Here is a 14,762-nt window from a genome sequence, read left to right on the forward strand (position 1 = left end):
TTAAAAACATAGATAAAAAAGTATCAGGAGAAAATTATGCTGCTTCGACATACACCTAAAGAGATTAAAGAAAGAAAGGCCCTGGCGGTTAACCCGGCTAAAACCTGCCAGCCCATCGGGGCCATGTACGCCGGCCTCGGTATTTACGGCTGCCTGCCTCACAGCCATGGGTCCCAGGGCTGCTGCGCTTATCACAGATCCACCCTGACCCGCCATTACCGTGAACCCATCATGGCGGCCACCTCCTCCTTTACCGAAGGTGCATCGGTGTTCGGCGGCCAGGCCAACCTGCTCCAGGCCCTGTTAACCATATTTACCACCTACAACCCGGACATGGTCGCGGTTCACACCACCTGTCTGTCGGAAACCATCGGCGACGACGTGAACCAGATTGTCAAGAAAGCCTATAAAGACGGCACCATCCCCGAAGGCAAGTATGTCGTTCATACGTCAACACCATCCTATGTCGGATCCCATGTCACCGGTTTTTCCAATATGGTTAAATCCATAGCGGTTCAGATGGCTGAAAAGACCGGCAAATCCAACGGGAGAGTCAACATTGTGCCCGGATTTGTGGAGCCTTCGGATATGGCTGAAATTAAAAGAATCGCTGCAATGTTGAGCGTAAACCCCATCCTCTTTCCGGATACCTCCGGCGTTGTCAACGGACCGCTCACCGGAAAATTTGAGATGTATCCCAAAGGCGGCACTCCGATCAGTGATCTGAAAAGCGCGGGTGACAGCATGGCTTCGATCGGCCTGGGCGCCTGGGCGTCTGCAGAAGCGGTCAAAGCACTTGACGCCCAGTGCAAGGTCCCCTGCCAGGTGCAGGATCTGCCCATCGGCCTTCTGGCCACAGACCGGTTCGTTGATGCCCTGCGTACCGTAGCCGGCGTCAGTGTACCCGATTGCGTTACCCAGGAGCGCGGTCAGCTGTTGGATGTCATCTCAGACATGCAGCCCCACCTGTACGGCAAAAAGGTTGCCATTGCCGGTGACCCGGACCAGCTCATCCCCCTGACCGAATTTCTGGTCACCATCGGCATGAAACCGGTCCACATCGTTACCGGCACCCCGGGCAAGGCCTTTACCAAACGGATCAAGGAGATCACGGCCAGGTTCGGAGACCAGATCAATGTCCAGAACCCCGGCGACATGTTCCTGCTGCATCAGTGGATCAAGAATGAACCTGTGGACCTGCTTATCTGCAACACCTACGGCAAGTACATGGCCCGGGACGAGGATATCCCCTTTGTACGCCACGGCTTCCCCATCCTGGACCGGATCGGCCACGCCTACTTCCCCACAGTGGGGTACAAAGGCGGGCTGCACCTTCTGGAGAAAATCCTGGGCGTCCTCATGGACCGCAAGGACCGGGATGCATCTGAAGAAACGTTTGAACTGGTAGAATAGTATCTGAAGAGCAATTAAAGCAGTAAAGGATAAATAACATGACCTCCATATCGGTACTCAAGCAGAGAGAAAAACAGATCTACCAGAAGGGAAAACAGCCCTTTGAGATGACATGTGAAACCAAGAGTCTGGCCGGCGCAGTCAGCCAGCGGGCCTGTGTATTCTGCGGCTCCAGGGTGGTGCTTTATCCCATCGCGGATGCCTTGCATCTGATTCACGGCCCCATCGGGTGCGCCTCCTATACCTGGGATATCAGAGGGGCCCAGTCTTCGGGCCCGGAGCTTCATCGGATGAGTTTTTCAACGGATCTGTCAGAGACCGATATTATCTATGGCGGAGAAAAAAAGCTGAAAAAGGCATTGCTGGAGCTGATTGAAAAGTATTCACCCAAAGCCGCCTTTATCTATTGTACCTGCATTGTGGGCATTATTGGTGATGACGTGGACGCGGTCTGCCGCCAGGTGGAAAAAGAGACCAATATTCCTGTCATCGCTGTCCACTCTGAAGGATTTAAAGGAACCAAAAAAGACGGGTACAAGGCAGCCTGCGACGCGTTGTTCAGCCTGATCGAAAGAAACAAGGCTCCCCGGGTCACCATTCCCGACTCCATCAATATCCTGGGGGAATTCAATATTGGCGGAGAGACATGGATCATAAAAAAATATTATGAAGCCATGGGGGTCAAGGTGGTCTCCGTGATCACCGGTGACGGCCGGGTGGACGAGGTTATGCAGGCGCGCAATGCAGCCCTGAACGTGGTCCAGTGTTCAGGGTCGGTCACCCATCTGGCAAAGCAGATGGAAAAAGAGTACGGCATCCCTTTTATCAGGGTCTCCTATTTCGGTATTGAAGACACCTCGGATGCCCTGTACCAGGTGGCGGTACACTTTAAGAAAACCCCTGAGATTTTAAAAAAGACCCGGGAGCTGATCAAAAAAGAGGTCAAGGCCATTGTTCCGAGCCTGGAAACCATGAAAAAAGATCTTGAAGGCAAAAAAGCCGCCATATACGTGGGCGGCGCGTTCAAGGCATTCTCCCTGATCAAGGCATTGAAAACCCTTGGCATGGAAGTGGTCTTGGCCGGATCACAGACCGGCACCAAGGAAGATTATGAGGTGCTCAGGCAGATGTGCAACGAGGGAACCGTAATTTTAGACGACTCAAACCCCCTGGAGCTGGCCAAATATTCCGTTGAAAAGGATGCGGACCTGTTTATCGGCGGCGTTAAGGAACGCCCCATTGCATATAAAATGGGCATCGGGTTCTGCGACCATAACCATGAACGAAAAATTCCTTTGGTAGGCTTTGAAGGCATGGTCAATTTTGCAAAAGAAGTACACGGAACCGTTACAAGCCCGATATGGGATCTTGTTCCCAGACGGCAGAACCCAATCGGAAAGGAAGGTGCGATATGACCCCGAGCAGACCTTATAAAGAGACCCCCTCATATACCGCCACCCAGAATGCATGCAAACTGTGCACGCCTTTAGGGGCCAGCCTGGTGTTCCAGGGAATTGAAGGCTGTGTGCCCCTGCTTCATGGCTCACAGGGATGTTCAACCTATATGCGGCGCTACCTGATCTCCCATTTCAAGGAGCCCGTGGATATTGCCTCTTCCAACTTCACCGAGGAGACGGCCGTATTCGGCGGCGGGGCCAACCTGAAGCTGGCCATTGAAAACGTGGCTCGCCAGTATGCCCCGAGCATGATCGGTATCGCCACCACCTGCCTGTCCGAAACCATTGGGGACGATGTCCGGTTGATATTAAACAGCATGGACAATAGCATCAACGGCACGGCCCTGGTCCATGTCTCCACACCATCATATTCGGGCACTCACGTGGACGGATTCCATGGCGCCGTGGCGGCTGTGGTGGACCGCTTCAACCCGGCGGATAAAAGAATCGTTTACCGGCCCAAGAAAAAGAAAACCATTAATCTGTTTCCCGGCATGCTCTCCAACGAAGACCTGCGGCATTTAAAAGACATTTTTGAAGATTTCCATACCCCTGTCACCATCCTGCCCGATTATTCCGAGCGGCTGGAAGGACCCTCCTGGCAGGAATATCAGGCCATCCAGAAAGGCGGCACCACGCTTTCCGCCATTGAGAAAATGAACGTCTCTGTTCACAGTATGGAGTTCGGTGCCGTACTCGCCCTGGCCGCGGAAAAGGGTCAGGCGACCGCAGGAGGCATCCTGAACAAACGCTTCGGCGTTTCCTGCACACGCCTGCCCATTCCCATCGGGGTAAAGGCCACGGACCGCTTTTTGGATATCCTGTCCCAGATTTCGCGCCGGCCCGTGCCCGAACGCTACAAAAAAGAGAAATGGCGGGTGGTGGATACCTATGTGGACGGCAATAAATATGTATCGAAAAAACGGGCCCTGATTTATGGCGAAGAAGATTTTGTGGTCTCCATGGCCGGATTCCTTGCCGAAGTGGGCATCATCCCTGTGCTCTGTGCATCCGGCGGCAAAAGCAAAACATTTAAAGCCGCCCTTGAACAGACGTTGCCCGAAAATCTCATTGACCAGGTCATCATCCAGAACGACATGGACTTCACCTGCATGGAAGAGACCGCCGCAGCCATGCCCGAAGCGCTGCGGCCTGAACTCATCATCGGCAACTCCAAGGGATACGCCATGGCAAGACGCCTGAAAATCCCCATGGTCCGGGTGGGATTCCCCATCCACGACCGGGTGGGCGGTTCGCGTATCCTGCACGTGGGATACAAAGGTGCCCAGCAGTTGTTTGACACCATCGTCAATGCAATTTTAACGGAAAAACAGACCGAATCCAGAATCGGATACTCATATATGTAAGGAAGATAAAGATGAATTTAGATAACCATCCCTGTTTTAATAAAAAGTCCTGCAAGGATTTCGGTCGAGTTCACCTCCCGGTTGCACCGGCCTGTAACATCCAGTGCAATTTTTGCAACAGAAAGTTTGACTGTGTCAATGAAAGCCGCCCCGGGGTTACCTCCTCCATTCTGAGTCCGGACCAGGCCATGGCCTACCTGGCAGAGGTCGTTGAGGCCAAACCCAACACAGCCGTAGTGGGCATTGCAGGTCCTGGCGATCCCTTTGCCAACGGCGACAAAACCATCGAAACCCTGACCAGGGTGCGTGCAACTTATCCGGAAATGCTCTTGTGCGTGGCCACCAACGGCCTGAACATCCATCCCTACCTGGATGAACTGAAAAATATTAATACGACCCATGTGAGCATCACCATCAACGCCGTGGATCCTGAAGTCGGCGCCAAAATCTATTGCTGGATCAGGGACGGCAAACACTCCGTGGGCCCGGCCCAGGGCGCAAAACTGCTGTTGGAACGTCAGCTTGCCGCTGTTGAGGGACTTAAGGAACGCAATATTATGGTCAAGGTCAATTCTATTCTTTTGCCCGGCATCAATGATGAGCATATGATAGCGGTCGCCGAAAAAATGGGTGAAATGGGTGTGGATATTTTTAACATCATGCCCTACTTCCCCACCAAAGGCTCAAATTTTGAAAACATGGAAGAACCGGGCAAGGATGTGGTCAAGGAACTCAGAAAAGCGGCCCAGGTTTTTGTGCCCCAGATGACCCATTGCAAACGCTGCCGGGCCGATGCCGTGGGGCTGCTGGATGATCCCTTGAACCAGAAACTCATGGATCGGCTGACCTATCACGCCACCGCCCCGGTTCCCTTTCCCAATGCCCCGAAGTATTGCCATGAAACGCCCGGTGAACAGGAAGATATGTATGCGTTTAATGACACCGGGCCAAGACCCTATGTGGCCCTGGCCACCCGGGAAGGCGCGTTGATCAATCAGCACCTGGGAGAAGCCGAGGAGCTGCACATCTATGATTTAAATCAGGACACACCGACATTTGTGGAAACAAGGGTGCTGCCGAAACCCGGCGGCGGGGATGCCAGATGGCAAAACCTTGCTCGGACCATTAAGGATTGCCACACCATTCTTGTGTCCGGTATCGGGCAGACCCCTAAAAAAGTTCTGGGTACCATGGGATTTACCATCCATGAGGTCAACGGCATGATTGATCTTGTGCTGATGGCGATTAAGAAAGGGGATTCGTTAAACCATCTGATTGTCCGGGCACAGACCGCTTGTGGGGAGTGCAGGGGAACCGGAACAGGCTGCATGTAACCCGTGTTTGGACCAAAAGTCACCCATCTGCGGCGTTGCAAGTCAATTTGCAATCCTCACAACCTTCCAGGTTGCTCTGGTTGAAAATTAACTTGCGCCTTGCATCTGGGCAACTTTTGATCCAAACACCCCACTTAGGAACCAACTAAAAAATAATATTTGAATAGTATAAAAATTTACTGACAGCTGAAACCTAACAGCTCGCCCAAAGGGCGTTTAAGGAGAACAAAATGAACAAGCCTGAAAAACACATCCTTGTATGCGCAAGTTTTCGTCCCAGTGGAGAACCCAAAGGCAAGTGCCACAGAAAAGGGTCGGGTGATTTTTTGGCCTACATTGAAAATGAAGTGATTGACAGAGGCCTTGAAGAGGTGCTGGTCACCTCCACCTGCTGCCTGAAACAGTGTGATGACGGTCCGATCATGGTGATTTATCCGGATAATATCTGGTATGGGCACGTCGAAAACGAAGAGGCCATTGACGCTATTTTGGATGCCATGGAAGATGGCGAGATTGCAGAGGACTATGTACTGGAATGAAAACGTTTGATCGACGGGTCTGGATGGTGGACACCACCCTTCGGGACGGGGAACAGGCCCCGGGTCTCTTTTTCAGGCCTTTGGAAAAACTGACCATCGCAAGTCAGCTTGCCGAATGCGGCGTTGACGAGATCGAAGTGGGCATCCCTGCCATGGGTGAGTTTGCATGCCGGGAAATAGAGGCCATTGCCCAGCTGAACCTGCCCAGCATGCTCACCTGCTGGTGCAGGGCGGTCAAAAAAGATATTGAACTGGCCATTGGTTGCAATACCCCAGGCGTCCACATCAGTTTTCCGACATCGTCTATCCTGCTCAAGACCTTTGAAAAAGATGAGAATTGGGTGCTTGAGACCCTGGATGACATCGTACGGTTCGCCGGACGCTATTTTGACCAGGTATCCGTGGGCGCCCAGGATGCCACCCGTACGGACATGAATTTTCTTGTACGGTTCTGCCAGGCATCCATCGAACTCGGCGTCCACCGGGTCCGGCTCGCCGATACCGTGGGCATGATCACCCCGTCCGCACTCATGGATATGATTGAGACCCTGTTGATCCGTCTGCCCGGCCTGGCCCTGGAATTTCACGGGCACAACGACCTTGGCATGGCCACGGCCAATGCCGTGTCTGCGGTGGATGCAGGGGCCAAGGCCATCAGTGTGACGGTGAACGGACTCGGGGAGCGGGCAGGCAATGCCCCCCTTGAAGAGACGGCCATGGCCCTGTTCGGCATCGGGGCGAAAAAGAGCAACATGCGCCTGTCGGAACTTACCCGGCTATGCAATACCGTGGCAAGATTCTCCGGACAGCAGATTCATCCGGCCAAACCCATTGTGGGATCACGGATATTCTCCCATGAATCGGGCATTCACTGTGCAGGCCTGCTAAAAAATACAAACTCCTATGAATTATATAATCCCGAGCAGGTGGGCCGGCACAACTCAAGGCAGATGGTATTAGGGGTGCATTCCGGCTCGGCCGCCATAAAACATACCCTGGCCCACCGGAACATAAATATTGATGCAGATGCCGCCCAAAGACTGCTGCCCCAGGTCCGGGCTGCGGCCGCCTCACTAAACAAGCCCGTATCCCCGGAACTGCTTGAGTCCATCTACCGTAGAACAGCCATGGGCTGACCTGGCATATCAACTGCCAGACATAGCCCACCTCCTGGTAATACTTGCAATTCCGATAAGGCCAAATCCAAAGAGAAGCATTGTTGAGGGTTCCGGGTTATGGATAGTTGAAAAATCATCCAAACCAAAGCCGTCGCTCTGTGACGTCGTTGACCAGGAAAGCGTGGAAAGGACCTCATTGTCACCTGTTTTTGTATTGCTGCGGCCGTACCAGGTTGCGTTGCGGTTCTGAATGGAAAAATAAGGGGCGATAGACGACTTCTTATGATTCTTATTATATGAAGTGGCCCCTGTGCCGATATTGCCTTCAGCCGTAAATATCCCCACGCCCGTCTCTTTTTGGGTATACCATCCCGCATGAATATCTTCAAAATCTTCTAAAACATGAACAGAGCCGTATTGAGCATTCATCCAACTATTGATCGTCGAGATGTTTTTATTCGTAACTTCCCAAACATTAATGGTCATTGTAAATGCAGGCGTTACACCCACAACAAAAAAACAAACACATAAAAACAGTATTAATTTCTTCATTTATAACTCCTCTTATAAATCGCCGTGGCAATCTAACGATCTCCCATGGAACGTTTTGTTTTTAAAGCCAGGCAAAGTTTTTTGTTATTTGGGGCTATTAAAAGCAATTACTATACCCATAGATAAACACTTCAAAAAAGATATGAAAACTGTTTGATTTAAAAGAGGATATTTATACTGTTGGATTTATGTTGAAAAACAATAGATTGTATTTAGTTGTATTTTATAGAATTTATGTAATAAAAAATGTGAGTTTAATATGCTGATTTTTGTGGTATTTTTTACATATAAAATATTTATACTCCTCGGTCCCGCCAAGCTTTCAAGCTGCTGAAAGCAGCACTGTTTGGTGTTTGTCCCGGCCAATACACAAGGCGTCAGACCAAGGGTAGAGGCCGGGTTAATCCACGGCACTATAGCTTTGCTTTAACGCTTTTAATTTTGTCTTCTATGCCCTGCTTTCGGTCAGTCCTGGTACCAAGTTTAATGGTTGTTGTTATTCTGGGTACACCCATATCATGTATTTTTTCGTGGCAGTCTTTAACTGCTTTAAACACCGTATCCCAATCTCCTTCAATGTTGGTGCCGTAAGCGTGCAGATTTGATTTAAGTCCTGCGCCGGTGATGATTTCATGGCATGCGGCTACATATTTAGATACGGACAGGCCTACACCCAGGGGAACAACACAAAGATCAATTATAACATTCATTTTCATAATCCTTCTTTTTTGTTAAATTAAGTTAATATAGGGTAAAAAGACTCTCTTTATCAAGATGTTGGTTGACAAAAAGCAAGTTCCTATCCTATGAAGGAAAGAGATCTATAAGGCTCGTTGTATTTTTGTTTGTTTTCCCCTGACCTGGGCCAAATGAGGCGCCCCAAATGAGGCTCAGATCCCGATAATAATAAGAGCGGCTTATGTCTGATTTCACCAACCATATTTATCAAAAAATTGTCGGGATATGGTTAATGGCGCTCTTCTTTTTTTGCTCTTTTTGTCAGGCAAATGATTTGGATTTACAAAAGGCCCGGTCGTATACCGGAAAAGAAGACATTAAAGGCTGGGTAATGAGCGAAAAACTGGATGGAATACGCGGATACTGGGACGGCAGGCGCCTGTTGACCCGAAAAGGGCTGACCCTTCATCCGCCGCCATGGTTTATCAAAAATTTTCCTGCGTTTGAATTGGATGGCGAGTTGTGGAGCAAACAAGGGGATTTTGAGTTTGTTCAGTCTGTGGTGCTTGATGCCGAGCCGAGCTCGGGGTGGGAAAAAATCAATTACCATATTTTTGAGGTGCCTAACCAGAAGGGGGCTTTTTTTCAGCGGCTTGACATGGCAAAAGAGTGGTTCAACTTTCATCCTAACCCCTATGTCAGGGTGCTTGAGCAGACTTTGATCGAAAATAGACCGGATCTCGACCGGTTTTTTCTTGAAGTGGAATCAAGAGGCGGTGAAGGCGTTATCGTAAAAAATCCCAATATGCCCTACCATACAGGCAGAAGCGCATATGTTCTCAAGGTAAAAAAAGACCGGGACATGGAAGGTCTTATTATCGGTATTAACAAGGGAAAAGGCAAATATGAAAACGCCATGGGATCGCTGACGTTGAAACTGGAAAACGGCGTTATTTTTAAATTAGGGACCGGGTTCACGGATCTGATTCGCAATAACCCGCCTGCCGTTGGGACAACCGTCACGTTTAAATATCATGGATTCAGTAAAAACGCAGTTCCGAAATTCGCCTCTTTTTTAAGAGTCAGGAAAGACTGATTTCCAATAGCGACGATGTCCTGATGGACAACAACAAAAAAAAGTGGACCATTTTTTATGGAGGCCTTTATGGAGCTGGAAAATGAAAGAAAAACCGTTGTGCGTTTTGGTCTTAAAATGGTGGCATCAGGATTGACCACCGGTACCGGTGGAAATTTGAGCGTTGTTGACCGAAATACGGGAACCGTGGCCATCAGTCCCAGCGGCATTGAGTACGGGGTATTACAGCCCCGGGACGTTGTCCTCACCGATATGCAGGGACGTGTTATTGATGGCGAGGCCAAGCCTTCAAGCGAGCTATGTTTTCACCTTTCCCTCTATCACCGGCGCAAGGATGTCCAGGCCGTTGTCCACACCCACTCCCCCTATGCGGTTACCATGGCCTGTCTGGGATGGGAAATCCCGGCAGTTCATTATCTTGTGGGATTTGCAGGAAAAAAAGTACCTCTGGCGCCCTATGCCACTTTTGGTACACCGGAACTGGCTGAAATAGTGGCCGAATATATTGGAAATTATAACGCCATGCTGCTTGCCAATCACGGACTTGTAGCAGTTGGCAGCAGTATGGACACGGCTTTTGCCGCTGCCGAAGAGATTGAATTTGTCGCCCGGATTTATTATCAGACCAAGAGCATCGGACATCCCGTTATCCTGCCGGATGAAGAGATGGAGATCGTGCTTGAAAAGTTCAAGACCTACGGGCAGAAAAAAATGGGTGATAGTTGTTGCCGCTGACGATCGGTTTAAAAAAGCTTCGGGGCATTGCCGGGACAATCTCTTTTTCTGACAGGGCGTTGCCTTTGGCCTCTTTGAGGGCCCTGGGTGGTCGGCAGATACAGAACATCACACAGCGCTCTGAAAATATTTTATGAATTTTTACCAGCGAACATGCATAGGATTGTCTCCTCCAGTTTATCAATACATATCATCGGTTTGCCAAAAACCTGATCTGCAACATTGGAGAGTTGAATCATATCCTCCGATTTTTCATATTCAGGAGAGCCTGTACAGATGATAAAAACCATATCAGGATATGTTTTTGATGCGTTCTTGATAAACGTCTCGCCATTCATGCCGGTCATACGGATATCTACGATAGCCGCCGAACAGACCTGGGTCTTGAGCATTTCAAGAGCGGCCTCACAACTTTCCGCATCAAAAACCAGCCAATCCCGGTCTTCAAAATAATCAATAAAACTCTGTCGGATATAGATTTCATCGTCAACGATTAATATGCTTTTTTTAATTTGTTCCATATTTTTCCCCAAGCTTGCTTAATTCTTCACGAATGGCCAATGTTAAGGTTTGTATTGGGACCGGTTTGTGGAGATATCGGCGAATACCCATTTTAGCGGCGTCCTTTTCAGTAAATGAGTCATGAAATCCTGTGCAAAGTATTATCGGCATATCTTTTTTAAGCGATAAAATTTTTTCCGACAATAACCTGCCGTCCATATTGGGCATGCTCATATCGGTAATTACCAGGTCAAAGGCATTCGGTTCTTTGGCAAAAGCCTTATAGGCGGATATGCTGTCAGTAAAACCGGATACGGTATATCCCATACTGGAAAGTATTTGCTGGGTGGAATCCAGAAGATCTTGTTCATCATCAACAAGCAGAATACGTTCCGTCCCCTCCAATGCCTTTATATTGTATTCGGGTTTTGTGCATTGACCCAGGGGTGAGTTGACTACTGGAAAAAAAACGTCAACAACCGTTCCCTTACCGATTCGGCTGTGAACTTTTATCATTCCCTTATGTTTTTTAACGATGCTGCTGACTACGGCCAAACCCAGTCCTGTGCCATGGGAGACTTCCTTGGTTGTGAAATAGGGCTCAAAAATCCGGTCTATGATTTTTTCGTCAATACCGCATCCGGTGTCCTTTATTTGTAAAGTGATATATTCACCGAGAGGAGATCCCTCTTCCAGGTCTTCTCCGGAGAGTTCAGCATTCCTTAAAGATATGGATAACGTTCCGCCGGCGCCCTTCATGGCATGATATGCATTGGTGCACAGATTTATAATCACCTGATGAATCTGGGTCGCATCAGCCACAACAATATCTTTGGTGTCAATTTTTTCAATAATATGGATGGTGGAAGGAATGGACGACCGAAGGAATTTAACAGCCTCTTTAACAATTAAATAAAGTTTCAATGGTCTCATTTCAGACTCAGTCTGCCGGCTGAAGGTCAGAATCTGGGAGATAATTTTACCGGCACGCCATGCACCTCCCATCACCTGGTCGATATATTTTCGGGCCTTTTCATTTGTACCAAGGGCCATTTTGGCCAGTTCCGCATAACCAATAATGCCCGAAAGAATATTATTAAAATCATGGGCAATCCCGCCGGCAAGCGTGCCGATTGCTTCCATTTTCTGGGCTTGTTGAAGCTGAATTTCTTTTTTTTTAGACTCCTCAAAAGCCTTAATGGCCCGTATGGTCTCGCAACAATACGATGAAAGGATGGCGCCAATCTCTTTATCCTGGTCAACAAAGGGGGGTGTTTGTTTATTATATAGCGTGATAATACCAATGGGATTGCCAAAATCTTCCCTTATCGGGAAGGCAAGAAATGAACCATTTGAGTATCCGGGCCATCCGCTATGAAGATATGTGTTTTCTTTTTCAATGTTCTGGACAAGAAGCGCCTGTCCCTGCTCCAAAACCGTTTTGAATACAGAGTCCTCAGGTAAAGGGAAGGGTATAAATTCCGGCGTATGTTCGAAAATAAGTGAATGCACCAGTCTCAGCCCATTTTCTTCAAGCAAATACAAACTGCCGCCGGTCGCCGTCATATGGCCTGCAAATTCTTCAAGCACCTTCTTGCCGAAATGTTCCATCTCAACGCAAGCATGCAACCGTTGTGTGGTTTCGACAATCTTATGCAACCTCTCATTGATGTTGGATAAATGTGTGTTGGCATTTTCAAGCTCACGGGTTCTTTCCTTTACCATTCTTTCCAGATGTTCCTGGTAGGCTCTGTTTTCTCGAATCAATCTGGCCTTTTCCAGGGCCAGATTGATCGAATGATCCAATGCGGTAAAATTGTGTATGGGCTTTTCAAGATAATCCCAGGCCCCATATTGCAATGCCTTGACCACATCCCCGATACGATTTGCGCCTGATATAACGATCATGGGGAGATCCGGCATTATTTTTTTCCCTTGCCGCAAAACGTCAATCCCATCCATCTCCGGCATCCTTAAATCCAGCAGCACCAGATCGGGCTTTTCAGAGGAAATAAACCCCAGGCCCTTTTGTCCGTTTTCGGCTGTTATAACATCATAATCATTATCTTCCAGATAATCGGAAAGGCTTTGTCGGATATGCTTTTCATCATCAATTACAAGTACTTTCAACTGCCGTCCCCCCTTCTATCGCTCGATCTGTTCCAACGGTAACCGTATAATAAACGTTGATCCTTTCCCTAACAGGGAAACCACATCCATAGTACCGTGATGATTCTGCGTAATGATAAAAAATAAAACATGTCTGGCGTTTATTTAAAAACAGATTCGGCCATTTGGCAAGTTCATTTTCCGAAGATCAATTAACGATTTTTAAATGATTCAAATGAATTGAATTGATGATAGCAAACTGTATTGGCTTAATCAATTGATTAATACCATGAATCGCTATTCATAGTTTCGCTTGTTTCGCTGCCCGTGGTTTTCGCGAAATCCTTTGGCGAGCAGGCATGAACCGGGGTCAGCCCATCAGTAGCATCCCGGCCGAAAAAACAAGAGCCAGACCAACGACCCAACCCTCTTTTCCATTGGTGGAAAACCGTGGATCCGTGCGGTTTTCATTGTAACACCTGGCCTGCATGGCAAAAGTCAGGTCATCTGCGGATTGAAATGTTTTTTTCAGCAGGGGCCAGGAGAGGTTGATAAGTCGCTGCACAGGATTTTTCCTTAAATTGCCGCACCGCGCATTGACGGCATGGGTCACTTCCCTGGCGTTAGCGAGGATCAGGGGCATGAATTTCAGGGCCAGACCCACCATCACAGCTACCCGTTTTTCAGGAATAAAAGGAACAGGTTTGAAAAACCACTGGACAGCCGCCTTGATTTCCATGGACCGGGTTGTTGCCGTCAATATCAGCCCTAACAGCATGACGACCAGAAACCGTAACGCAACCAGGCTGCCGGAAGTAAAACCCTGGCGGCTCAGGCTGAATCCATGCAGGGTCACCATGGGATCACCGGGCGTGCCTGCCCACCGGCAGAAAAATATCAGTATTAAAAACAAAAGGAAGGCTTTCAGGGCCTTTACAAGCGTTGCCGGGCCCACCCCCAATTTTTTCAATATAAACATTAAAACGCACAAGCAGACAATATTCGCGGGCAATCCCGTGTTTAGTACAGGCGGGCTCAACAGGCAGACCAGAAGGCATTTGCACCGGACATCCAGGGTGTGCCATAAGGTGTTACCGGGACGATAAGAAAAAAGTGTCACCGTGTCCACGCCTGTGCCATGGGGGTAAACGGATTTTTTACGCCATATGATTCAAGACAGGGGGCAAGCAAGATCGGATCTCCTTGTTCCTTGATCCGTCCTTTGTCCATGATTACCATTTTAGTGGCAAACGTGATCACCGGTGCCACATCATGGGTGGTCATGACAATGGCGTGCCCGGAGTGGTGAAGTTTTCGGCACAGTCCGGCCAGGGATAAAACAGATGGATAGTCCAGATTGGCAAACGGTTCGTCAAAAACAATGAGATCCGGTTCCATGACCAGGATGCCGGCAATGGCCAGCCGCCGCTTTTCTCCGCCGGAAAGGGTGGCAGGATTTCTGTCTCGTAAGTGGTCCAGGTCGAGCAGGGTAAGGACTTTATTCACTTTGCCATTAATCTCTTCCCGGCCCATGTTTAAATTTTCCGGACCAAAGGCGGTTTCATCAAACACGGTATCTGCAATGATCTGGGTATCCGGGTCCTGGAAAACCATACCTATTTTTTTGCGGGCAAAGGTGAGGTTTTTTTGAATATCCTGCCCGTTGAACAGAACCCGGCCGGTATCCGCCATCAACAGACCGTTGAAATGACGGATCAAGGTGGTTTTTCCGCATCCGTTTTTCCCGGCAAGCACAATGAAATCATCCCGGAACACGGTCAGACAAATCTCAAATATGCCTGTATCCCCCGAACCAAAGGCATGGGTCAGATGATCTGTTTTCAGCAATACGTTATCCATAAA

At 48.8% G+C, this 14,762-nt stretch carries 14 protein-coding genes; 8 read left to right on the forward strand and 6 right to left on the reverse strand.

What is annotated here, in order from left to right; genetic code table 11:
• Positions 1 to 36 precede the first annotated feature (36 nt).
• The 6 genes from nifK (at position 37) to DESPODRAFT_RS16065 (ending at position 7,246) form a co-directional block, all read left to right on the forward strand.
• Positions 37 to 1,413 carry a nitrogenase molybdenum-iron protein subunit beta gene (gene nifK, locus DESPODRAFT_RS16040; RefSeq protein WP_004074858.1) on the forward strand — a complete coding sequence of 459 codons (1,377 nt, stop codon included), beginning with the start codon at positions 37 to 39 and terminating at the stop codon, positions 1,411 to 1,413.
• Positions 1,414 to 1,451: 38 nt separating this feature from the next.
• On the forward strand, positions 1,452 to 2,828 hold the full coding sequence (gene nifE, locus DESPODRAFT_RS16045) for a nitrogenase iron-molybdenum cofactor biosynthesis protein NifE (RefSeq protein ID WP_004074859.1): 1,377 nt from the start codon (positions 1,452 to 1,454) through the stop codon (positions 2,826 to 2,828).
• Positions 2,825 to 4,237: a nitrogenase component 1 gene (locus DESPODRAFT_RS16050; RefSeq protein ID WP_004074861.1), complete on the forward strand. Its 1,413-nt coding sequence runs from the start codon at positions 2,825 to 2,827 to the stop codon at positions 4,235 to 4,237. The genes nifE and DESPODRAFT_RS16050 overlap by 4 nt, the downstream gene beginning before the upstream one ends.
• 11 nt (positions 4,238 to 4,248) lie before the next feature.
• Positions 4,249 to 5,571 (forward strand): nitrogenase cofactor biosynthesis protein NifB, encoded by a 1,323-nt coding sequence (gene nifB, locus DESPODRAFT_RS16055; RefSeq protein ID WP_004074867.1) that lies wholly within the window; start codon positions 4,249 to 4,251, stop codon positions 5,569 to 5,571.
• A 230-nt stretch (positions 5,572 to 5,801) separates the two neighbouring features.
• The gene (locus DESPODRAFT_RS16060) at positions 5,802 to 6,110 is read left to right on the forward strand and encodes a (2Fe-2S) ferredoxin domain-containing protein (RefSeq protein WP_004074868.1); all 309 of its coding nucleotides are present in this window, start codon (positions 5,802 to 5,804) and stop codon (positions 6,108 to 6,110) included.
• Positions 6,107 to 7,246, forward strand: coding sequence for a hydroxymethylglutaryl-CoA lyase-like TIM-barrel protein (locus DESPODRAFT_RS16065; RefSeq protein WP_004074870.1), 1,140 nt, complete (start codon positions 6,107 to 6,109; stop codon positions 7,244 to 7,246). Before DESPODRAFT_RS16060 ends, DESPODRAFT_RS16065 begins: the two co-directional genes overlap by 4 nt.
• Before the next feature lie 9 nt (positions 7,247 to 7,255).
• On the opposite strand, the gene DESPODRAFT_RS16070 is transcribed toward DESPODRAFT_RS16065, so the two are convergent.
• Positions 7,256 to 7,780 (reverse strand): PEP-CTERM sorting domain-containing protein, encoded by a 525-nt coding sequence (locus DESPODRAFT_RS16070; protein ID WP_004074872.1) that lies wholly within the window; start codon positions 7,778 to 7,780, stop codon positions 7,256 to 7,258.
• A 413-nt stretch (positions 7,781 to 8,193) separates the two neighbouring features.
• Positions 8,194 to 8,490 carry an MTH1187 family thiamine-binding protein gene (locus tag DESPODRAFT_RS16075; RefSeq protein WP_004074874.1) on the reverse strand — a complete coding sequence of 99 codons (297 nt, stop codon included), beginning with the start codon at positions 8,488 to 8,490 and terminating at the stop codon, positions 8,194 to 8,196.
• 209 nt (positions 8,491 to 8,699) lie between these two features.
• Between DESPODRAFT_RS16075 and DESPODRAFT_RS16080 the strand changes: the two genes are divergently transcribed.
• Positions 8,700 to 9,554 carry a DNA ligase gene (locus DESPODRAFT_RS16080; protein WP_157488509.1) on the forward strand — a complete coding sequence of 285 codons (855 nt, stop codon included), beginning with the start codon at positions 8,700 to 8,702 and terminating at the stop codon, positions 9,552 to 9,554.
• 69 nt (positions 9,555 to 9,623) lie between these two features.
• Positions 9,624 to 10,289 carry an L-fuculose-phosphate aldolase gene (locus DESPODRAFT_RS16085; protein WP_004074882.1) on the forward strand — a complete coding sequence of 222 codons (666 nt, stop codon included), beginning with the start codon at positions 9,624 to 9,626 and terminating at the stop codon, positions 10,287 to 10,289.
• A 131-nt stretch (positions 10,290 to 10,420) separates the two neighbouring features.
• Here DESPODRAFT_RS16085 and DESPODRAFT_RS16090 read toward each other — a convergent pair whose 3' ends face one another.
• From DESPODRAFT_RS16090 to DESPODRAFT_RS16105, 4 genes are all read right to left on the reverse strand, one after another.
• A complete protein-coding gene (locus DESPODRAFT_RS16090; RefSeq protein ID WP_004074883.1) occupies positions 10,421 to 10,810 on the reverse strand; it encodes a response regulator in 390 nt (129 codons plus the stop codon).
• Positions 10,797 to 12,920: a response regulator gene (locus DESPODRAFT_RS16095; RefSeq protein ID WP_004074884.1), complete on the reverse strand. Its 2,124-nt coding sequence runs from the start codon at positions 12,918 to 12,920 to the stop codon at positions 10,797 to 10,799. Before DESPODRAFT_RS16095 ends, DESPODRAFT_RS16090 begins: the two co-directional genes overlap by 14 nt.
• A 349-nt stretch (positions 12,921 to 13,269) precedes the next feature.
• Positions 13,270 to 14,019 carry an energy-coupling factor transporter transmembrane component T family protein gene (locus DESPODRAFT_RS16100; RefSeq protein ID WP_004074885.1) on the reverse strand — a complete coding sequence of 250 codons (750 nt, stop codon included), beginning with the start codon at positions 14,017 to 14,019 and terminating at the stop codon, positions 13,270 to 13,272.
• Entirely contained in the window at positions 14,016 to 14,759 is a 744-nt protein-coding gene (locus DESPODRAFT_RS16105; RefSeq protein ID WP_004074890.1) for an energy-coupling factor ABC transporter ATP-binding protein, read from the reverse strand. Before DESPODRAFT_RS16105 ends, DESPODRAFT_RS16100 begins: the two co-directional genes overlap by 4 nt.
• Positions 14,760 to 14,762: the final 3 nt, after the last annotated feature.

Source organism: Desulfobacter postgatei 2ac9 (assembly GCF_000233695.2).
Lineage (GTDB): Bacteria > Desulfobacterota > Desulfobacteria > Desulfobacterales > Desulfobacteraceae > Desulfobacter > Desulfobacter postgatei.